20 protein-coding genes and 1 pseudogene are annotated in these 21,404 nt (G+C 53.7%); 8 read left to right on the plus strand and 13 right to left on the minus strand.

The features are described 5' to 3' along the window. Nucleotides 1-10 precede the first annotated feature (10 nt). From Ga0123462_RS08805 to Ga0123462_RS08825, 6 genes and pseudogenes are all read left to right on the plus strand, one after another. Nucleotides 11-178 (plus strand): YqaE/Pmp3 family membrane protein, encoded by a 168-nt coding sequence (locus Ga0123462_RS08805; RefSeq protein ID WP_100265954.1) that lies wholly within the window; start codon nt 11-13, stop codon nt 176-178. After that, nucleotides 141-1,064 (plus strand): hypothetical protein, encoded by a 924-nt coding sequence (locus Ga0123462_RS08810; RefSeq protein WP_232726426.1) that lies wholly within the window; start codon nt 141-143, stop codon nt 1,062-1,064. Before Ga0123462_RS08805 ends, Ga0123462_RS08810 begins: the two co-directional genes overlap by 38 nt. Nucleotides 1,065-1,109: 45 nt before the next feature. Continuing rightward, entirely contained in the window at nt 1,110-2,459 is a 1,350-nt protein-coding gene (locus tag Ga0123462_RS08815; RefSeq protein WP_100265956.1) for a transporter substrate-binding protein, read from the plus strand. 21 nt (nt 2,460-2,480) lie between these two features. Beyond that, a pseudogene (locus Ga0123462_RS11595) lies at nt 2,481-2,684 on the plus strand (PAS domain S-box protein); the annotation flags it as partial. Between the two features lie 81 nt (nt 2,685-2,765). Further along, nucleotides 2,766-3,425 carry a sensor histidine kinase gene (locus Ga0123462_RS11675; RefSeq protein WP_418287837.1) on the plus strand — a complete coding sequence of 220 codons (660 nt, stop codon included), beginning with the start codon at nt 2,766-2,768 and terminating at the stop codon, nt 3,423-3,425. Between the two features lie 140 nt (nt 3,426-3,565). Further along, nucleotides 3,566-4,192 carry a pyrimidine 5'-nucleotidase gene (locus Ga0123462_RS08825; protein ID WP_100265958.1) on the plus strand — a complete coding sequence of 209 codons (627 nt, stop codon included), beginning with the start codon at nt 3,566-3,568 and terminating at the stop codon, nt 4,190-4,192. Nucleotides 4,193-4,236: 44 nt separating this feature from the next. On the opposite strand, the gene rho is transcribed toward Ga0123462_RS08825, so the two are convergent. The 9 genes from rho to Ga0123462_RS08865 all read right to left on the minus strand — a co-directional run bounded on the left by rho (nt 4,237) and on the right by Ga0123462_RS08865 (nt 14,438). Then, entirely contained in the window at nt 4,237-5,508 is a 1,272-nt protein-coding gene (gene rho, locus Ga0123462_RS08830; RefSeq protein WP_232726694.1) for a transcription termination factor Rho, read from the minus strand. A gap of 655 nt (nt 5,509-6,163) precedes the next feature. Further along, nucleotides 6,164-6,316 carry a hypothetical protein gene (locus tag Ga0123462_RS11385; protein WP_157821323.1) on the minus strand — a complete coding sequence of 51 codons (153 nt, stop codon included), beginning with the start codon at nt 6,314-6,316 and terminating at the stop codon, nt 6,164-6,166. Between the two features lie 20 nt (nt 6,317-6,336). Next, on the minus strand, nt 6,337-6,936 hold the full coding sequence (coaE, locus tag Ga0123462_RS08835; RefSeq protein ID WP_100265960.1) for a dephospho-CoA kinase: 600 nt from the start codon (nt 6,934-6,936) through the stop codon (nt 6,337-6,339). After that, nucleotides 6,933-7,703 (minus strand): prepilin peptidase, encoded by a 771-nt coding sequence (locus Ga0123462_RS08840; RefSeq protein ID WP_100265961.1) that lies wholly within the window; start codon nt 7,701-7,703, stop codon nt 6,933-6,935. The genes coaE and Ga0123462_RS08840 overlap by 4 nt, the downstream gene beginning before the upstream one ends. Next, nucleotides 7,700-9,070: a sigma-54-dependent transcriptional regulator gene (locus Ga0123462_RS08845; RefSeq protein WP_100265962.1), complete on the minus strand. Its 1,371-nt coding sequence runs from the start codon at nt 9,068-9,070 to the stop codon at nt 7,700-7,702. The genes Ga0123462_RS08840 and Ga0123462_RS08845 overlap by 4 nt, the downstream gene beginning before the upstream one ends. Further along, nucleotides 9,063-10,601 carry a sensor histidine kinase gene (locus tag Ga0123462_RS08850; RefSeq protein ID WP_100265963.1) on the minus strand — a complete coding sequence of 513 codons (1,539 nt, stop codon included), beginning with the start codon at nt 10,599-10,601 and terminating at the stop codon, nt 9,063-9,065. Before Ga0123462_RS08850 ends, Ga0123462_RS08845 begins: the two co-directional genes overlap by 8 nt. Before the next feature lie 65 nt (nt 10,602-10,666). Then, a complete protein-coding gene (locus Ga0123462_RS08855; protein ID WP_100265964.1) occupies nt 10,667-11,860 on the minus strand; it encodes a type II secretion system F family protein in 1,194 nt (397 codons plus the stop codon). Continuing rightward, a complete protein-coding gene (gene pilB / locus Ga0123462_RS08860) occupies nt 11,860-13,557 on the minus strand; it encodes a type IV-A pilus assembly ATPase PilB (protein ID WP_100265965.1) in 1,698 nt (565 codons plus the stop codon). Before pilB ends, Ga0123462_RS08855 begins: the two co-directional genes overlap by 1 nt. Next, entirely contained in the window at nt 13,557-14,438 is an 882-nt protein-coding gene (locus Ga0123462_RS08865; RefSeq protein WP_100265966.1) for a shikimate dehydrogenase family protein, read from the minus strand. Before Ga0123462_RS08865 ends, pilB begins: the two co-directional genes overlap by 1 nt. 133 nt (nt 14,439-14,571) lie before the next feature. On the opposite strand from Ga0123462_RS08865, the gene Ga0123462_RS08870 reads away from it, so the two are divergent. Both Ga0123462_RS08870 and Ga0123462_RS08875 read left to right on the plus strand, forming a co-directional pair. Further along, entirely contained in the window at nt 14,572-15,429 is an 858-nt protein-coding gene (locus Ga0123462_RS08870) for a pseudouridine synthase (RefSeq protein ID WP_232726428.1), read from the plus strand. 64 nt (nt 15,430-15,493) lie between these two features. After that, nucleotides 15,494-16,162: a YceH family protein gene (locus Ga0123462_RS08875; protein ID WP_100265968.1), complete on the plus strand. Its 669-nt coding sequence runs from the start codon at nt 15,494-15,496 to the stop codon at nt 16,160-16,162. A gap of 67 nt (nt 16,163-16,229) precedes the next feature. Here the strand turns inward: Ga0123462_RS08875 and glmS are convergent, their stop codons facing one another. The 4 genes from glmS to atpD form a co-directional block, all read right to left on the minus strand. Next, the gene (glmS, locus tag Ga0123462_RS08880) at nt 16,230-18,056 is read right to left on the minus strand and encodes a glutamine--fructose-6-phosphate transaminase (isomerizing) (RefSeq protein ID WP_100265969.1); all 1,827 of its coding nucleotides are present in this window, start codon (nt 18,054-18,056) and stop codon (nt 16,230-16,232) included. Then, nucleotides 18,056-19,453, minus strand: a complete 1,398-nt coding sequence (glmU, locus tag Ga0123462_RS08885) for a bifunctional UDP-N-acetylglucosamine diphosphorylase/glucosamine-1-phosphate N-acetyltransferase GlmU (RefSeq protein ID WP_100265970.1) — start codon at nt 19,451-19,453, stop codon at nt 18,056-18,058. The genes glmS and glmU overlap by 1 nt, the downstream gene beginning before the upstream one ends. A 138-nt stretch (nt 19,454-19,591) precedes the next feature. Beyond that, the gene (locus Ga0123462_RS08890) at nt 19,592-20,005 is read right to left on the minus strand and encodes a F0F1 ATP synthase subunit epsilon (RefSeq protein WP_100265971.1); all 414 of its coding nucleotides are present in this window, start codon (nt 20,003-20,005) and stop codon (nt 19,592-19,594) included. Continuing rightward, nucleotides 20,005-21,396: a F0F1 ATP synthase subunit beta gene (gene atpD / locus Ga0123462_RS08895; RefSeq protein ID WP_100265972.1), complete on the minus strand. Its 1,392-nt coding sequence runs from the start codon at nt 21,394-21,396 to the stop codon at nt 20,005-20,007. Before atpD ends, Ga0123462_RS08890 begins: the two co-directional genes overlap by 1 nt. Between the last annotated feature and the right edge of the window lie 8 nt (nt 21,397-21,404).

A 21,404-nucleotide genomic window follows, 5' to 3' on the forward strand; every position in this document is an offset into this window, starting at 1 on the left:
GGAGTGATCCATGAATATCGTGAACCTCATTCTTGCCATCTTTCTGCCACCTGTCGGCGCATTCCTGCAGGTCGGCGCCAGCAAGCACTTCTTTATCAATATCGTGCTGACCCTGCTCGGCGTGCTGCCCGGTGTGCTGCATGCGGTCTGGCTGGTCGCTACCGACCAGAAGGGATAACCATCCCGCCAGCGCCATGAATAACCGGCTGAAAGCAGCCCTGCTGCTGCTCATCGCCAGCGCCCTCTTCTATGGCGCTTCCTTCATCAAACTGCCTGCCGTCGATGCGGCGGCCGACAGCTACTTCTCCGAATCGATCAAGGCGGCCGGCATCGCCTACGCCACCACGCGCGGCGTCAATGCGGTGGTTTCAGTGGTACAGGAGTCGCATATCGAGGTGGCTCCCGGCGGCCTCGGCCTTTCGATCGCTGCCGGCCAGGTGCTCGATCCGATCAACGATATGACCGAACGGCTCTCCTCGATGCTGGTGACAGCCATCGCCTCGCTCGGCATCCAGAAGCTGGGTTACGAGATCGGTGAAGCGCTATCCTTCAAGACGATTGCGCTACTGTTGCTGCTGGCCGTGCCGATACTCTGGCTCGGGCAGGCATCCGCCCCGCTGATGCAGCTCATTTTTAAACTGGGACTGATCCTGCTGCTGCTGAGATTCATGTTGCCGCTCTCTGCCATCGTCAGCGATGCACTCTATAGCGGCTGGCTTGAGCCCGGCATCGAGGAGGCGACTACCAAGCTCGGCATCGTTTCAGATCGATACGATGAGATGAGCAGCATGGCTCCGGAGCAGAATCAGGGGCTCTTCTCGTCGATGACATCCGGGGCTGCCGACAAGGTGAAACGGACGAAAGAAGCGCTGGATACCATGGTGGAGAATGCGGATAGCATCATCACCTCGTTGCTCAACCTGATGACCGCCTATCTCGCCATCTTTGTCGTGCAGGTCTTGCTGTTGCCGCTGGCCATGCTCTGGGTTCTGGTCTCGATCTTCAGAAGCAACCTTCTCGACTCCTTTGCCGGCCAGCTAACATCAAGAGTCGCCGCTGGCTGAAAGCGGCCAGAAGCAGACATTTAGCAAAAAGGCTATAATAGTTATATGATACGTATTGGCATCCTTCATTCTTTAACTGGTACCATGGCCATAAGTGAAGCTCCGCTTGTACAAATCATTAAAATGGCCATTGATGAGATAAATGAGACAGGTGGAGTTCTAGGAGAACAGGTAGAAACTGTCATCGCAGATGGAGCTTCCGATCCGCTCGAATTTTCCAGAAAAGCTCGCGAACTAAGGCAATCTGGGATACCCACCATATTTGGCTGCTGGACCTCTGCTTCTAGAAAGGCAGTGAAAGATGTTATTGAGGGTTCTTCCACTCAGCTTTGGTACCCCATTCAGTATGAGGGCATCGAACAATCCCCGAACATCTATTACACAGGAAGCACCCTTAACCAACAGATCGAACCAGCTGTTCAGTGGTGCATTGAGCACTTAGGGAAAAGTTTTTTCTTGGTCGGTTCTGACTATGTGTTTCCACGGACAGCTAATCGCCTTATTCGCTCCATTGTTCTGCAAGCAGGTGGTAAAATAGTTGAAGATATTTATCACCCACTTGGGGATAAGAAATTTTCTAGCACCATTGATTTGATCAAGCAGCACAAGCCGGATGTTGTATTTAACACTCTCAACGGTGATTCAAACTTATTCTTCTATAAGCAGTTACATCAAAAAGGTATGGATGCAGAAGAGTTTCCTGTGATGGCAGTCAGCATAGGAGAGACTGAGGCAGAAAGCATCACAGAAGAAATCAATGGCCACTACACTTGCTGGAGCTATTTCCAAACAGTTAATACAGCTGAAAATCGAGCCTTTATTGAAAAGGTTCAAAACAACATTAATAGATGTGCCGTAACCTCCGATCCAATGGCTACAGCCTATGCTCAACTCCACTTATGGGGAAAAGCTGCGAACGCTGCTGGTAGCATCCGACGGGAAGATATTCATCGGGCCTTGAAAAAGCTTTGGATTGATAGCCCACTTGGTCAATTCCAAATAATAGAGAATAATCACACTCCAAAATTAGCGCTTATTGGAAAGGCTAATGCTAATGGGCAATTCGAGATTGTCTGGTCATCTAAAGATCAGATTGAACCTTTACCTTGGTTGGGGATGGAAAAATTACAACTGCCAGCATCTAGGCTAATTAAAGAGGTCATGGGCGAACTCCCTCGCTTTATCGACTTGAGTTCACAACTAGAGCATGAGGTAGATAAACGAAAAAAAGCTGAACTAGCCATACAAAAGGAACGTGATATTGCTCAGTCATATTTAAACACCGCCAGCGTTATGATGGTTGCAATCAACAAAGATAAGGAGGTCATTCTAGCTAATAAAAAAACGTGCGAAGTTCTTGGATACCCTGAAGAAAATATTCTAGGCAAAAACTAGTTTGAAAACTTTCTACCAGCAGAACATAGAAACGGTGCAGGTGTGGTTTTCGAAAAGCTTATTGCCGGAGAAATAGAACCTGTTGAGTTTTATGAAAACTCTGTGGTTACCAAGGATGGCAAAGAAAGGATTGTCGCATGGCATAATTCTGTATTTAGAGATGAGAGGGGTAACATTGTTTCAACATTGAGTTCCGGAGAAGATATTACCGACCAAAAACTTCTAGAGCAGAGACTACATCATACCCAGAAGATGGAGGCACTGGGTACGCTGATAGGCGGCATAGCTCATGATTTCAACAACAAGATGGGGGGGATTACCGGCAATCTTTATCTGGCAAAAAAAGAGGCTTTAGCTATTCCATCTATCTTTAATAAGCTGGAAATTGCAGAGGAGCTATGCTTTCAAATGACGGGGGTAATTAAACAGCTCATTACTTTTACCCAGAAAGAGATGATTGAAGAAGATGAAATAAGCCTTAACGAATGTGTTAAAGAGGTATTGGGCACACATAAATTCGATGTTTCTGAAAATATTTCCCTCTATATTGACCTCGCTGAAAATGACCTCTACATACGTGGTTCACCCATGCAGATCAAACAGATCGTTAACAATCTGCTCGAAAATGCGGTTGATGCAATTGCTGATGTTTTACATCCGGCAATTCAGTTTGAGAGTGGCATGTTTGAGGCAGATGATGACTTCAGAAGCCGTCATCCTGAGCAAAAAAACACCCTATTTGCTCATTTGGAAGTTAAAGACAACGGAACAGGGATTCCACATGAAGATATGGAGCATATTTTTGAGCCATTTTTTACCACAAAAAATAAAATAATTGGGCAAGGCCTTGGTTTGTCTGTTGTCTATGGCCTAGTTCAGAATCACAATGGCATAATTGATATAAACAGCTCACCTGGCCTTGGTACCTCTGTGCACATTTATCTGCCTCTAATAGAAAAGGAGTAGCTATTGTTACTCCAGTTGAACCTCCAATAGAGAGAACATAATGATTCATGTAAACGAATGTCCGCTTGAGACCGCGGCCGGAAACTGCCATTGAAAAAACAGTGGTTATTGATCGCCCGGTCACCTGATAGCATCCGAGCGTGCCTTTCGATTTAGCCGTCATCGACCTCGACAACACGCTTTATGCCGCCGATACCGGCGTCTTCGCCCGTATGGACAAACGCATGACCGCCTATGTCGCCAGAGAACTCGGTGTCGATGCAAAAGAGGCGGACCGGCTCAGGGTGAAATACTGGAAGGAGTACGGCACCACGCTCCGCGGCATGATGCTGCACCACGGCATGGAGCCGGAGGGCTTCCTGCACGACGTACACGACATCGACGCACATGAAATCCTGAAAAAGGACGAGGAACTCGATGCGGCGCTGGCCCGGCTGCCGGGGCGTAAGGTGATCCACACCAACGGCATTACCGAGCATGCCGAGAGGATTCTTGCCGCGCTTGGCATCCGCCATCACTTCGAACGCATCTACGATATCCGCTTCAACGATTACATCCCCAAGCCGTGCAAGGAGACGCTGGCGCTGCTGATCGAAAATGAGGGGTGCGATCCGGGGCGCACGCTGGTGGTCGACGACATGGCCGATAACCTGAAGGTGGCGCGGGAGCTCGGCTGCAAAACGGTCTGGATCACCCAGGAGCCGGAAGGCCACTGGGACTTCCATATCCCCCGCTTCCATCATCTTCCGGATGCATTAAGGCAATAAAAAAGGCCGGCAAAGCCGGCCTTTTGTTTTAGCTACATCTTGTTCTACTGATTCATGCGATCAAAGAACTCGGCGTTGTTCTTGGTGGTGCCGAGCTTATCAAGCAGGAACTCCATCGCATCAATGGTGCCCATCGGTGAGAGTATCTTGCGCAGGATCCACACCTTCTGCAGATCTTCGCGCGGCGTAAGCAACTCCTCCTTGCGGGTGCCCGACGGTGCGATGTCGATAGAGGGGAATACACGCTTGTCCGCCAGCTTGCGATCAAGCTTGATCTCCATGTTACCGGTACCCTTGAACTCCTCGAAGATCACCTCATCCATCTTGGAGCCGGTCTCGATCAGCGCGGTGGCGATAATGGTCAGGGAGCCGCCACCTTCGATGTTACGGGCAGCGCCGAAGAAGCGTTTCGGGCGGTGCAGCGCATTGGCATCCACACCACCGGTAAGAATCTTGCCCGAGGATGGCACAACGGTGTTGTAGGCGCGCGCGAGTCGGGTGATCGAATCGAGCAGGATCACCACATCCTTGCCGGTCTCCACCAGTCGCTTGGCCTTCTCGATCACCATCTCGGAGACCTGTACATGGCGCTGTGCCGGCTCGTCGAAGGTGGATGAGACAACCTCCCCCTTCACCGAACGCTTCATGTCGGTCACCTCTTCCGGACGCTCGTCGATCAAAAGTACGATCAGCTCCACAGCCGGATGATTGGCCTCGATCGAGTGTGCGATCGACTGCATCATCACCGTTTTACCGGTACGTGGCGGTGCCACCAGCAGAGCGCGCTGCCCTTTTCCGATCGGCGATACGATATCGATGATACGGCCGGTGATATCCTTCTTGGTTGGATTCTCGACCTCCATATGCAGGCGCTCATCCGGATAGAGCGGCGTCAGGTTGTCAAAGAGCACCTTGGTACGCGCCTGCTCGGGTGACTGGCCATTGGTGGTGTCGACTGTTTTCAGTGCAAAATATTTCTCGCCGCGGCGTGGCGAGCGGATTTCTCCGGCTACGGTATCGCCCTTACGCAGGAAGAAGCGGCGGATCTGGTGCGACGAGACATAGACATCGTCCGGGCCTGAAAGGTAGTTGGCATCGGGAGAGCGCAGGAAGCCGAATCCGTCCGGCAGAATCTCAAGCACGCCCTCACTGTAGATGGTGCCGCCACGCAGCCCGTGGGCACGAAGGATGGCGGAAACCTGCTCCTGCTTACGCATGCCGGCGGCATTCTCGATATCGTACTGGTCGGCGAGTTCCAGCAGTTCGGTAGGTGACTTGGCCGAAACCTCCTTCAGGTTCAGCGTCACCCCTTCCATTTCGTCAGAAATTCTTTCATCGGAATCATCGCGGCGACCGCGCTTACCGTTACGGTCTGGTTTATTGTTACGGTCACCCTTCTTCCAGCGCGGGCGTTTGCCATGCTCCTGAGACTGATCCCTGGCTGCCTCATCATGGTTTGTGGATGAAGCATCTGCCTTTGCCTCAACTTCACTTTCCGAAGTTTCGGCCTTGGGCGTTCTGCTGCGCCGACGCGGCTTCTCCTCAGCTGCCACGTCAGCTGGCGGCGCCTCTTTTTCGCCTGCATCAGCTTCAACCTTCTCCTTGGGAGGCCTGCCTCGGCGACGAGGTTTCTCCGCAGCAACAGCTGCCTCGGGAGCAGCCTCTACCACTTTGCGAGGCCTGCCACGGCGTGCAGGTTTCTCATCAGCAGGCTTAGCCTCAGAAGCATCCACTTCCTGCGCTACTTCGATTTCGTTAGACATTGAATACTCCAAGTGAATAGACGGGTCGGATAGATGAAACCTGATACGTCTTTGATGAATTACTGATAGGTGACAGTTACTACGGATAGCCGGAACGCCAGAGAAAACCGGCAACGGATGCATTGCTAAATGTGCATCCTGCCCATGTCAACCCTGAGAGACTACATCAACGAATCAATCTGTAACAGTAAGATTTGATACGGGCGGATCAGTAATCTTTGTGCTCGGCCAGCCCCTCCTGCAGCAGTGGATCATTCACATTGTTCCAGCCGCCACCATCAGCGGCAAGCCGGATCTCTGCATGATGGCCGCCATACTTCCCCCTCCTCTCTTTGACTATCCCCGCCCTCCGGATTCCCATCTCCCCGGGCAGACGTTTAGCTATAGTGTAGCAAGAATCTTGCGGTGTATGGCATTCACCTCGGCCTCGAGTGCCTGCAGGGAGCCATTGTTTTCTATAAGCCATGTGGCGGCCCGCCTGCGCTGATCATCGCCGCATTGCCGTGCCGTTATGGTGCGAAACTGTTTCTCATTGCGATCGCCACGCGCCAGTACCCTGTTCAGGCGAACATTCTCATCGGCCAGAACAACGATCACACCATCCATACGGCCCACGCCTCCCGACTCCAGCAGAACGGATGCCTCAACAATGACATAGGGGGCCTGCAGCTTCTCAAGCCACTGCTCCTCCGCCCGCCAGATCAGCGGATGCATAATGGCATTGAGCTTTGCGGTCTCCGCATCACTGCTAAAACAGTGGTTTGCAAGTGCTGCGCGGTTGATTGTGCCGTCCTTATTGAGAAAGTTTTCACCAAAGGCCTCGATCAGCTGTGCTGATCCGTTTGTACCGGGCGCAATGACCGCATGCCCCACCCTGTCGAGATCAAGAACCGGAACGCCCAGTTTTTCAAACATGACAGCCGTTGCGCTTTTGCCGCTGCCGATACCGCCGGTCAGTCCGATTCGCAGCGGTCTGTTCACCCGCTTACCCCGAGCAGCCCTGTATACCACGCCACAATCTCCCCGCCTGCGACAAACCAGAGCATGCCTGCCACCGCCAGGTAGGGGCCAAATGGAATCTCGGCCCGCATGCCGCGACGTGAAAGCAGAAGAAAGATTGAACCGACCACAACACCGGCAACCGATGAAGCAAGAATAATAAACGGGAGGGCCTGCCAGCCCATAAATGCGCCCAGCATTGCCAGCAGTTTAAAGTCACCGTATCCCATCCCCTCACGACCGGTCACCAGCAGGAATATGCGGGCGACCAGCCAGAAGATCCAGTAACCGGCCACGGCTCCAATCAGTGCCTCCTGCAGGTAACCAAACCACCATGAAAAGGCGAGCCCGAGTGCAATGCCGGGAAAGGTCAGTGCGTTGGGAAGAAGCCATGTCTCCAGGTCGATCAGGGTCAGTATCCAGAGCAGAAAAAACAGTGAAAGCGCCATCAGCAGAATCGGCGTCGGCCCATAGAGCCAGGCCAGCCCCGCAAAGCTCAATCCCATGATCGCCTCAAGCAGGGGGTAACGCCACGATATAGGCTCGTGACAGTGGCGACAGCGCCCCTTTAGCAGGATCCATGAAACGAGCGGGACATTATCCCTGAATGCAATGGGATGCTTACAGGCCGGACAGTGACTGGCCGGAAAGGCGATCGACTCGCGGCGTGGAATCCTGTGCACACACACATTGGCAAAGCTGCCGAAGATCAGTCCGAGAATACCCACTGCCAACACAAACAGTGTCACTCATCTCCTCCGGAGAGCCCCAGTTTCTTGAGCCGGTAACGCAACGAGCGGAAGCTGATACCCAGCTCCTCCGCCGCGCGCGTAATATTCCCCCCGGTTCTGGCCAACGCCTCATCAATCAGCTGCCGCTCCACCAGTTCCATCCACTCATCCAGATTCTGCTGTTGCTGCTGAAGATGATAGAGCGAGATCTCAGAAACAGGCTGCGGTGCCAGGTAGAGTTCATTGAGCAGGGCAACATCCAGATCGCCACTCTCGCTGAGGGCCAGCATACGCTGCAGAAGGTTCTCAAGTTCGCGAACATTGCCCGTAAACGGAAACTCAGACAGACGCTTCAGGCAGCCCTCACTCAGGGTGGAACGTCCCCCACTCCACTGCCGCACAATAGCCCTGGCCAGCACCGGGATATCCTCCCTGCGCTGACGCAGGGGAGGCATGTGCACAGGCACAACATTCAGCCGGAAAAAAAGGTCCTCACGGAAGGTGCCTTTACGCACTTCCGCTTCAAGGTCGCGATTTGTGGCGGCGATAATTCGTACATCCACATCGTGCTCCCGGTCATCGCCAACACGCCGGACACGCCGCTCCTGCAAGACACGCAGCAACTTGACCTGAACCGATAGCGGCATCTCCCCGACCTCATCCAGGAACAGGGTGCCACCATTGGCGGACTCGATCAGACCGGGCCGGTCAAGGTCAGCTCCGGTAAATGCCCCCTTGCGATGTCCAAACAGTTCAGATTCAAACAGCCCCTCGGGAATCGCCCCGCAATGCACCGGCACGAACGGTCCACCGGCACGACTGGAGGAGGTGTGCACGGTACGTGCCGCAAGCTCCTTTCCTGTCCCCGATTCGCCACCGATCAAAACTGTAAAATCGGATTGTGCTGCGCGCATGAGCCGCGAACGCACCCGCTTCATCGGCTCTGACTCACCGATCAGCATCTCATTTTTCACGGCCAGTTCATCTTCCGCTTCAGCCTCATGCGCACTGTCGGCAGAAGCGATGTCGGCAAGAGCTATCTCCACAGCCACAGCCAGCTCGTCAGCCGACACCGGTTTGGTCAGATAGTCGAATGCTCCCTCTTTCATCGCTGCCACAGCCGTATCGGCGCTGGCATAGGCGGTAAGCAGGAGAATTCTGGCATCGGGCAACAAACGCTTTCCGGCCCTGATGACATCAATGCCTGCATCACGCCCATCCATGCGCAGGTCTGTCAGCACCACATCAAAGTTCTGCGCCTGCATCAACTGCTCAGCCTCTTCTGCCGACGCGCACCCACTCACCTGGTGCCCCTGCATATTCAGCCCCAGAGAGAGTATCTGTCTGGCGTTCGCCTCATCCTCAACAAGCAGAATATCAGCCATTATTTTCTCCCGCGGCCGCCAGCTTACCGTCACTGTTTTTTGCTGTCCCGATCTCACCTGTTACCGTAAAGCAGGTGGACTCTTTCAGACAGTTGATATCGACTCGCCAACCATTGACTCGACACACCTGCTGAACAGTGGCCAGCCCGAGCCCCACTCCAGAAGACCTGCCGCTTACAAACGGCTCAAATATCCGCCCCCTGATATTCTCGGGCACCTTGCCGGGATTGCAAACCTTAAGCTTCCACACACCCGTTTCTGCATGCATGTCGATGCGCACAGCGCCCTTACTGCTGTTGGCCAGGGCATTGGAAAGAAGGTTATCAAGCACCACCCGGAAATGGTCCGGATCGAGATTGATCTGGTCAATATCACAGCTCCATAGAATGCGGCTGGAACCTGTCATCTCATACTGGGCGACTGCAGCTGCTATCAGCTCGGAAATATCGACAGACTCCGGCGCCGGAACCATCGGCTTGGCATAATCGAGCATTGTTGAGGCCAGGCGATTCAATCGCAACATCTCATCGTGCAGGATATGTTTAATATTTATGCCATCACTTTTTTTCCCTTTATCGATAAACTCCAGCCCCTGAGTCATGGTCTGAATCGGGTTGCGGATCTCATGTGCCAGCATCGCCGCCATCTGCCCCAAAGCAGCCATCTTCTCCTGCTGCACCAGCTCCTGCTCCATTTTGCGCACATCACTGATATCCACCAGAGTTAACAGCCACATCGCATCATGGCCCGCATCCAGCCGGGTCACCCGCACCAGAATGATCTTATCATTGTGTTTATAATCAAACTGGCACGTGGGGGCGTGAGGCCGTTCAAAATATCTATTCAGGTCAGGCATGGAGAGTAACTCTTCCAGCTGCAATGATCCAAGCAGCCTTCTCGCTGCAGCATTCATATCGGAGAGATGACGATCCTCATCGAGCACCACCATCCCCTCATGCATGGATAGCATGACACGGTCATAAAGATCCTTGAGCTGGCGATGCTGCCGCACAGCCTGGACGCTGACCGCGCGCAGTGCCGAGTGCCGTCTGGAGATAAAGGCCATCACGCCACCGACCAGCAGCAGCGCCGACACCTGCAGCAGTGCATGCGTTGACTGCTGCGCATCAAGCAGTGAGTAATGTATCTTCCACGCCGCCGCATATGCAGCAGCAAGGTAGCAGATACAGGCAATGATTGACGTCAACTGTGGAAGCAGACGCATGCCATGCAGGCCTGAGGCAATAATGATCAGGCCTGAAAGAAATGCGAACGGACTTGTCACACCTCCGGTAGAAAACACCAGCAGCCCTGCCAGCAGTGCATCACCGCCATAGCAGAACATCAGCTGGTTGCGGGGTGTGAAATTACTGTAGGAGAGCAGTGCCTGCATCACCAGCAGAAGCAGAAACAGCAACCCCGCGGCAACCATCACCTGCTGCTGGAGTTCGGCGGCATCCTGATAGAACCAGGTAGCAATAATTAGTGCGATGGCACTGCCCGCCAGCACCCGGAGGTATAGCGTTATCATATACAGTAGTTTTTCCGGCTCTTGGGTAAGCTGTTTGGCTTAAGCCAATACATGATACGCAAAGATCAGACTATCGAGGCCATCTGGAAGATCGGCAGATACATGGAGATTACCAGTCCGCCAATCACCACGCCGAGGAATGCCATAATGATCGGCTCCATCAGCTGTTGCATGTTTTCCACTGCAGTATCGACCTCCTCCTCATAGAAGTCGGCGATCTTGCCCAGCATCTCCTCCAGACTACCGGTCTGCTCACCGATCGAGATCATCTGGGTAACCATGATAGGGAAAACACCACTGGCCTCAAGCGGTGCAGTCAGAGTCTGACCTTGTGCAATGGAGTCCTTCGATGAGAGGATAACCTCTTCAATCACCACATTGCCCGAGGTCTCGGCCACAGTGTCCATCGCCTCAAGAATCGGTACGCCGGCCGCAGCCAGAGTAGAAAATGTACGGCAGAACCTTGCCACGGCTGCTTTGCGAAGCACATCACCCAATACCGGCAGCGCCAGCAGAAGTTTGTCGATCTGGTAGCGTCCCTTCGGCGTTTTATAGATTGACTTGACGGCAAAAAACAGTGCAACTGGTGTACCGACCACAATATACCAGTACTCCACAAACAGCTCTGAAATATCCATGGTGATCTGAGTCGGTGCCGGCAGGTCCGCACCGAAGTCGGCAAACATTTCGCCGAAGACCGGAATCACAAAGATCATCAGGATGCTGGTCACGATAAAAGAGATGACCAGAATCGATGCCGGATAAACCATGGCGGACTTGATCTTGCGCTTCAGACTCAGCGCCTTCTCCTTATAACTGCAGAGCCTGAGAAGGATCGAGTCAAGAATACCTCCCTGTTCGCCTGCCTCGATCAGCGAACAGGTCAGACGATCGAACTCCTTGGGGAACTTCCGCATCGTCTCACCAAGCTGATTACCTCCCTCAAGGCTCTGTCGCACCTCTCTGAGCAGCTTATTCATCGCCTTCTTGTCCGAGCCCTTCTCTGCCATCTCAAAGCACTGCACCAGCGGCAGACCTGCATTAATCATGGTTGAGAGCTGGCGGAAGAAAACCGAGATATCCTTCTCATCCACCTTTTCCGGAAACAGGTGTATCTCTATCGGCTTCTTCTTAACCTTGATTTCGCTAAGCCCTGCACGCCGAAGTTTTGCCGAGACAATTTCGCGATTATTCGCCTCCATCTCGCCACTCTGGGGAACACCCTGCTTGTTCTTCGCCTGCCAGACAAATATCGCCATCAACCAGCCACCGTCACTCTGAGACACTCCTCAAGAGATATTTCACCACGTTTCACCTTCTCCAACGCCTCCATGCGCAATGTCTTCACACCCATGGATACCGCAATCGCATTAATCCTGTCGGAATTTTCACCGGCATAGACCGCGTCGCGAATCTGATCAAACACAGGCATCACCTGATATATACCAGTACGCCCTTTATAGCCTGTACCGCTGCAGGTCGGACACCCCTTACCTCGCATGGGGCGGTACTGATCAAGCTCCGCCTCTGGCACGCCCGCCTCAAGCAGTGCCGCGTGGGGCACCTTCTCATCCTCTTTGCAGTCCGGACAGATGCGGCGAGCAAGACGCTGGGCTGAAACCAGATTCACAGCAGAGCCTACCAGAAATGACTCCACCCCCATATTCACCAGACGGGTCATGGTGGATGGCGCATCATTGGTGTGCAGCGTGGCCAGCACCAGATGTCCGGTCAGTGCGGCCTTGATGCCGATGGCGGCCGTTTCATAGTCACGGATCTCACCGATCAGAATAATATCGGGATCCTGGCGCAGGAAGGAGCGCAGGGCGGCAGGGAAGTCGAGGCCGATATCGGGTTTCACATTCACCTGATTGATACCCATAAAGTTGAATTCCACGGGATCCTCAGCCGTGGAGATATTAACCCCGGGCTGATTCAGCTCTGCAACTGCTGAATAGAGGCTCACGGTTTTACCGGAACCGGTCGGCCCCGTCACCAGCACCATGCCGTAGGGACGGTTAATATTCTCCTTCAGCCATCCCAGTGCCTGCAGAGAATAACCGAGTTTGGTCATATCCAGCTGGAGGCTGGAGGGGTCAAGCAAACGAAGAACAACCTTCTCTCCAAACAGCGTGGGCAGGACTGAAACACGGAAATCAACAGTTTTAGCGCGTGAAAGGCGAAGCTTGATACGTCCATCCTGTGGAATGCGTCGCTCGGAGATGTCGAGCCGTGCCAGAATTTTCAGACGTGAGATCATCGCATCGCGCATACTCATGCGCGGACGCATAATTTCATGAAGCACGCCATCGATACGGTAACGAACACGCAACACCTTCTCGTAAGGCTCGAGATGAATATCCGAGGCCCCGCGCTTGATCGCATCAAGCAGAATCAGATTGATCAGGCGTACGACCGGAGCAGCTTCCGTTTTTGCGGAGAGTGAAATCTCATCGACCTCTTCATCGAGTACCTCAACCACCTCGACATCCATTGCGCCAAGATCGGCCATGACATCATGAAGGTGTGATTCGGTCTCGTTAAGGGCATCAAGCTTCTTGATCAGTTCACTTTCCGGAGCTATTACCAGACTGATCTGCTTGCCACTGATAAAGGCAATCTCATCCAGTGCATTGATGTCATAGGGGTCGGCAACAGCAAGCTTGAGTATGTTGCCCTCTGTTCTAAGCGGCAGCACAATATTCTTGCGAAGAATATCAAACGGAACCTTGGAAGCCCCCTCATCAATCTCAACCTTATTCAGGTCCACCACCGGACAGCCGAAGGTTCGCGCCACAAAAGCAACCAGTTGCTCTTCAGTAAAGATATCCTGTTTAACCAGCTGTTTGGTCAGCGACTCGCCATTCAGCTTTGCTTCACGCACAACACGGTCGAGCTGCTCCCGTGTGATACGGTGCTGACGCAGAAGAATGTCGCCCAGACGTGATCGATTCATCAGCTTGCCTGCCAGCCGGGCAGGGCCAGAGGGTCTCTACCCAGACTCATCTCAATATTACGTAAGGTTCCGATCAAAGCCGGGCGCGCGCATCCGTGCCACCAGGCAAAGGACTCCGCACCCTGGGCAATCAGCATGGGCAGACCGTCAACACTGTTGCGCGCAGGTTGTGCTGCCCTGCAGAAAGCGGTATTTCCATCCGGCTTGTAGACGGCATCAATTGCAACACCTTCCCCGCCAAGTTCAAATGGAAAGTGCTGGCCCGGCTCCAGGCCGAGCGAGGTGGTATTGACCAGCAGTATCGCCTCCCCACAGGCACGGGTGACAGCCTCCTGCTCCCATGCAACAGCATGAATATCCATGTCAGGATAGTTGCGTCGGCCTGCCTCCACAAAAGCAGCCAATCGATCCGGGTTTCTGTTGCAGACATAGACGCTGTTCAACTTAAGTACAGCCAGGGCATGCAATACGGCTCGCGCAGTTCCACCGGCGCCGAACAGCAGCGCACTCTTACCGGCCACAGCCACGGCAAGACCATCTATGACGGCGACAAAGCCGCGCCAGTCGGTATTGGTCGCCTCCCAGCCGCCTGGCGTACGACGCACCGTATTCACGGCGCCGATAATCCCGGCATCACCGTCAGGTGAAACCATACGAAACACGGACTCCTTGTGCGGAACTGTCACATTAAATCCTTCAACACCCAGTGCACGCAGTCCCTCCATGGCCTTTGGCAACATATCCGGCTCCACTGCAAAGGGAAGATAAACAGCATTAATCTGTTGCTGCTCAAGGAAAGATGCCTGAAAAGTCGGTGAAAGTGAATGTTTCACCGGCCATCCGATAATCCCATAAAGCTTTGTCGATCCGTTAATTTTCATGCTTCGTCAGCTTAGAAACAGTAACAGAAAGTGTCAAAGGGAACCTTGACTCTGGCACTCTTGGTAACGGTTCAGCATCATTCGCGACATGACCTCCGGAGAGCCACAGAGCACAGCACCCTCACCATCCTTTGTGACACTACCGAACCTGCCGGCACCTTACCCCTCCCTGCTCGATTTCTTTGACAACCACTTCCCCTATGTCGGTCGTGATATCTGGCGCGAACGCCTGAAGCTGGGGAAGATAAGCGACGAGCGAGGCAAAACTGTAAGCGAGGGCACACCTTTTCGAGTCAATGCCCGCCTGCGCTACTTTCGCGAAGTAGTTCAGGAGCACCCCATCCCATTTGAAGAGCACATTCTGTTTCAGAATGAGTCGATCCTCATTGCCGACAAGCCGCACTTTCTGCCAGTCACTCCGAGCGGCTCATATGTCAACGAGTGCCTGCTGCACCGGCTCAAGCGGCGTACCGGCCTGAATCACCTGGTTCCGGTTCACAGGCTGGACCGCGAGACTGCAGGGCTCGTCCTTTTCACCGTTGATGAGAAAAACCGGCGTCCCTGGTTTGACCTTTTTCGCTACGGCGGCATTGAGAAATCCTATGAGGCAATTGCCACGCTTCCGGCCAATCCGGAAGAAAGGGAGTGGTTGATCGAGAGCCGCATTGAACGCGGCGAGCCGTGGGTTCGTTTCCGCAATGTGGAGGGGGAGCGCAATGCCCGCTCCCGTATTCAACTCGGCGAAGCCCGGGGAGAGTTGGCAAAATTCGAGCTGGAGCCGATCACCGGCAAGACGCACCAGCTACGCCTGCATCTGGGATTGATTGGCTCGCATATCATTGGTGACCGCTTCTATCCCGACTACCAGCCACCCGAAGATCCCCCCAACTATGACAACCCGCTGCAACTACTGGCTAAAAGACTTGCTTTTGAAGACCCCCTGACTGGCAAGCACCTCTCTTTTGAGAGTGGATTCAGCCTTATCTGGTAACCTTTGGTTTTAGCAGCAACCTGCCCGGTGTATCCTTCCTCACTGACCCGCAACAGGAGATAATATGAGTGATATTGTTTTGGATTCAGATGCCATGCTTACCGACCTTCAGGCGCGCGTACTCGGCTGCCTGATGGAGAAACAGATGACCACGCCGGACTACTACCCGCTCACACTTAATGCGCTGGTAGCCGCCTGCAATCAAAAATCGAGCCGTAATCCGGTGTTGAATCTTACCCCGCAGCAGGTTGGCACCATTATCACTGAACTGCGCCATGAGGGTTTAATTGCCGCCAATACGCTCGCCCGTGCCGACCGTTTCGAGCAGTTCCTGTCGCGCAAACTGCACCTGTCATCCAAAGAACGTGCTATTCTCTGTGTTATGCTGCTTCGGGGTCCACACACGTTGAATGAGCTCAAGGTGAATACCAGCCGCATGGTCAATTTCACCGATCACGATGAAATTCTGCAAACCCTACAGGGGCTTATGGATCGTGATGAAGCTCTGGTCATCCAGATCCCCAGGAGCCATGGCCAGCGTGAAGACAGATATGCCCATCTGCTCTGCGGCATGCCTGATCTCGCTGCAATCCCGGCTCAACCGTCCTCCCCGCCTTCAAACAGGAGTTCTGATGAAGTGCTCGAACGCATCAGCCGCCTTGAAGAAACTGTCGCGCGTCTGGACAGGGAACTAAAGGAACTCAAAGAGGAGCACACCTCAAGCTTTCTGTAACTGACGTCCAAGACATTAATGGGCGAACCAGCAGGCCGCCCATTATCATCGGCCAGTAATCGTCTCGCTATTCAACCGTTACTGATTTAGCAAGGTTGCGCGGCTGGTCGACATCGGTTCCCTTAATCACGGCCACGTGATATGCCAACAACTGCAGTGGAATACTGTAAACAATCGGCGCTGTGCCAGGAAAGATGTCTGAGAGCGTCAGGCTCTGGTAACGATCCAGTCCGATTTTCACCTTGTGATCAGAGAAGAGGAAGAGTTCACCGCCACGGGCACGCACCTCCTGCAGGTTTGAAAGAACCTTCTCCAGAAGCGGGTCATCGGGCAGCGCGCAAACCACCGGCATACTCTCATCCACCAGCGCCAGCGGGCCATGTTTAAGTTCACCTGCAGGATAAGCCTCGGCATGAATATAGGAGATCTCCTTCAGCTTCAAGGCACCCTCCATGGCCACCGGATAGAACGGGCCGCGGCCGAGGAACAGGGCATTGTGCTTATCGGAAAAATCACTGGCCATAATCTGGATCTCATCAGCCAGCTCAAGCACCACTTCAATCTGGCGTGGCAGCGAGTGCAATTCATTAACCATGGCCTCTTCCTGCTCAGTGGTTAATCCGTATCGGCGGCCCAGCGCGACAGTCAGAAGACGCAGTGCCACCAGCTGGGTGGTAAAGGCCTTGGTAGAGGCCACCCCGATCTCAGTACCTGCACGGGTCATAAAACAGACATCCGACTCACGCACCAGGGAACTTTCAGGAACATTGCAGACAGTAAGGCTGCCGATATATCCCTGTTCACGACTGCCGCGCAGTGCGGCAAGCGTATCGGCTGTCTCTCCCGACTGCGAAATGGTGATCAGAAGGGAACCAGACGGCACCACCACCCTGCGATATCGGTACTCGCTGGCCACCTCGACGCTGCAGGGGATACCTACTTCTTCAAGCCAGTATCGTGCGACAAGGCCAGCGTGGTAACTCGTACCACAGGCCACGATCTGAACATGTTTTGTGCTATCCAGCAGCGCCTTGGTTTCATGGCCAAAGCTGTCTTCCAGCAGCCGCCCCTTGTGAATGCGCCCTTCAAGGGTTTCCGAAACCACCGCCGGCTGCTCATAAATCTCCTTAAGCATGTAGTGGGCGTATGGGCCCTTGTCGATACTGGCATTAGAGAGCATCGAGTTCTTAACAGGTCGCTCAACCATCTCACCATCAGCGTTGTAGATGGATACGCCATCGCGGCGAACCTCAGCCACATCACCCTCTTCCAGGAAGATAAACTTCCGGGTAACCGACAGCAGTGCTGCAACGTCGGAGGCAATATAGTTCTCCCCTTCTCCGAGTCCGATCACCAGAGGGCTACCTTCACGCGCAACAATAATACGATCACTGTCCTCGGGACTGGAGGCAGCAAGTGCATAGGCCCCATCCAGCTCCGCAGTTGCCTCCACAACTGCTTGCAGCAACTCCTTGCCGGACTCCAGCTTGTCCGCCATCAAGTGCGCAATCACTTCAGTATCCGTTTCAGAGGTAAATACATAGCCCTTGGCAAGCAGGGCATCTCTCAGCGCATTGTGATTCTCGATAATTCCATTGTGGACGACCGCAACCCGGACGCCACTCATATGCGGGTGGGCATTACGTTCTGCCGGCGCCCCGTGAGTTGCCCAGCGGGTATGGGCAATACCCTGGTTACCTGTAATATCGGATTGCTCAACCATATCCCTCAACACAGCAACCTTGCCAAGAGCCCTGAATCGTTTCATTTCCCCGGCAGCATCCCTGACGGCAACGCCGGCAGAGTCATAACCCCGGTACTCCAGGCGCTGCAAACCCTCCAGCAGCAGGGGTAGTACATTACGATCGGCAATTGCCCCAACAATTCCGCACATCAGCGCACCTTCTTCTGAGGTCGCTTCCAGCTTGCGAGATGACGCTGTGCGTTGCGTTGCGAAAGCGTCAGCCCTCCCTCGGCAACATCCTTGACGATAGTACTGCCCGCTCCGATCGTGGCATTGTCTCCCACCTTAACTGGCGCTACCAGCTGGGTATCGGAGCCGACAAATACGTTATCTCCGATTTCAGTCACGAACTTGTTGGCCCCGTCATAGTTACAGGTGATGGTTCCGGCACCAATATTACAGCCTGCCCCCATATTGGTATCCCCGATATATGTCAGGTGGTTGACCTTGCTGCCACGTCCGATCACCGATTTCTTCACCTCTACGAAGTTGCCGATATGAACGCCTTCATCAAGCTGAGCCTGCGGACGCAGACGGGCATAGGGTCCGATCAGCGCATCTGAACCGACGCTCGCCTGATGAATATGACTGAAGGCATAAACATTCACCCGGTCATCAAGCCATGCATCAACCAGCACAGCATTGGGGCCGATACGGCACTCATCTCCGATCTGCGTAGAGCCAATCAGATAACAGCCAGCCTGAATCACTGTATCGATACCGATATTCACTCCCGCCTCAATTCTCACGGTATCAGGCTTCTCGATCGTCACACCGCGACGCTGCCAGTCCTCGATAATGCGGCGCTGCATAATATCTTCGACATGAGCAAGGTGGACGCGATCATTCACACCCAGCATCTCATCGGCATCATCCATCGTCACGGCCTCGACCGACTGCCCGGCCTTAAGCGCAAGAGGCACGATATCGGGCAGGTAATACTCACCCTGGGCATTGGTATTCCCGATCGCATGCAAAAGATCGAACAGCACTTCGTGGCGTACGCAGTAGATGCCGCTGCTTACCTCGTTGATCTGACGCTGCTCATCTGTTGCGTCCTTCTCTTCAACAATGCACATGACATGCCCGTTATCGTCACGAACTATGCGTCCATAGCCAAATGGATTGGCTGGCCGTGCCGTCAGAACAGTAACATCAGCATCGGATGTGCGGTGGCTGCCTACGAGCATGGCAAGCGTCTCGACAGACAGCAATGGTGTATCGCCGCATACAATCAGCACATCACGAACGTTACGGATCACCTTCTCGCACTGTTTTACGGCATGGCCGGTTCCCAGTTGCTGATCCTGGATCACCCACTCAAGGTTGGCCGGTTGACCTACATGCTCACACACCATCTCGGAACCGTGTCCGGTCACCACTGCAATCGCCTTCGGCATCAGCCCCTCAACCGTGTGAAGAACATGATCAATCATTGCCCTGCCTAATACCTTATGCAGTACTTTTGGCAGGTTAGAGCGCATGCGCTTTCCCTTACCGGCAGCCAGCACGCAGACCTGCAAGTCCGGATGGTGGAGTTTGCTCATAGATATCCTCCAATGAAACGACGGGAACTGAAGATGATTCAGGGCCAATTATAGGCCAAGAAAATAGGATTGCAGTGACTTAATTGCAAACGAAAAAGGGCCGCACGATGTGCAGCCCTTTTTGATTATTGTATAACGTTACTTCTGCTTCTTCTTCCTGAGCCAGATCAGACGTGCGGTCATCATGGCCAGCTCAGCTTCAGCTGCAGCATAATCGATATCGTCTTTCTGCATATCGAGCAGCTCTTTCGCCTTGCGTTCAGCTTCGATTGCAGATGCCTCATCAATATCATGGGCACGCTCGGCCGAATCGGAAAGAACAGTAACCATATCAGGCTGAACTTCCATAAAGCCGCCTGACACGAACACCTCATCAACGGTTTCGCCATTGGTGATGCGGAGTTCACCGGTGGTCAGAGCACTGAGCAGAGGACTATGTTTTGGCAGAATACCGAGTTCGCCGGCCGCTCCGGGAGCAACCAGAAACTCAGCTTCGCCACGATAGACCTCGCGCTCGGCTGTAGCGACCAGCACTTGCATGGTAGAAGCCATTAGCCCTTAGCCGCCATCTTCTCAGCTTTAGCGACTGCCTCTTCAATGCCGCCGACCATGTAGAAGGCCTGCTCCGGAAGGTGATCATACTCACCAGCCAGAATACCCTTGAAGCTCTTGATGGTCTCATCCTTCTTGGCGTAAACACCTGGAGAACCTGTGAACACCTCAGCAACATGGAATGGCTGTGACAGGAAACGCTGAACCTTACGGGCACGCTGTACAGTCATCTTGTCTTCGTCTGAGAGCTCATCCATACCAAGAATGGCGATGATATCCTGAAGCTCTTTGTAGCGCTGCAGTGTCTGCTGTACGCCCTGGGCAACGTCATAGTGCTCAATACCGATGATCTTAGGATCAAGCTGACGGGAAGTAGAGTCGAGTGGATCCACTGCAGGGTAGATGCCCAGCTCTGCAATCTGACGGGACAGTACGATGGTGGAGTCCAGATGCGCGAAAGTCGTTGCCGGCGCAGGGTCGGTCAAGTCATCCGCAGGTACGTAAACTGCCTGTACGGAAGTGATCGAGCCAACCTTGGTAGAAGCAATACGCTCCTGCAGACGGCCCATCTCTTCAGCCAGGTTTGGCTGATAGCCCACTGCCGACGGCATACGGCCCAGCAGTGCGGATACCTCAACACCGGCCAGTGAGTAACGGTAGATGTTGTCGATGAAGATCAGAACGTCGAGGCCTTCCTCACGGAAGTACTCAGCCATGGTCAGGCCGGTCAGTGCAACGCGCAGACGGTTGCCTGGAGGCTCATTCATCTGGCCGTATACCAGTGCTACCTTGTCCAGTACGTTGGACTCCTTCATCTCGTAGTAGAAGTCGTTTCCTTCACGGGTACGCTCACCAACACCTGCGAATACGGAGAAACCACCGTGCGCCTTCGCGATGTTATTGATCAGTTCCATCATGTTTACGGTCTTGCCCACGCCGGCACCGCCGAACAGACCAACCTTACCGCCCTTGGCGATAGGGGCCATCAGGTCGATCACCTTGATGCCGGTCTCAAGAATTTCTGCAGCAGGAGAGAGATCATCGAAGCTCGGAGCGGCACGATGAATTTCCCAGCGTTCTTCAGAAGGAACGTCAGCGCCTTCGAAGTCGATTCCTTCGCCAAGCACATTCATGATACGGCCAAGGGTTGCCTTTCCGACAGGAACCTTGATTGCAGAACCGGTATCCTTAATCTGCATACCGCGCTTGAGTCCGTCAGTTGCACCCATAGCTACCGCACGCACAGTGTTGTCACCGAGATGCTGCTGGACTTCCATCGTCAGCTGCGGGTCTGACATCACCAGTGCGTTATAAATTTTTGGCAGCTCGCCTGCATTGAAACGGACGTCCACTACCGGACCGATCACCTGAACAATGGTACCTGTACTCATTTTTCCGA

It is taken from the genome of Mariprofundus ferrinatatus, assembly GCF_002795825.1.
Classification (GTDB): domain Bacteria; phylum Pseudomonadota; class Zetaproteobacteria; order Mariprofundales; family Mariprofundaceae; genus Mariprofundus; species Mariprofundus ferrinatatus.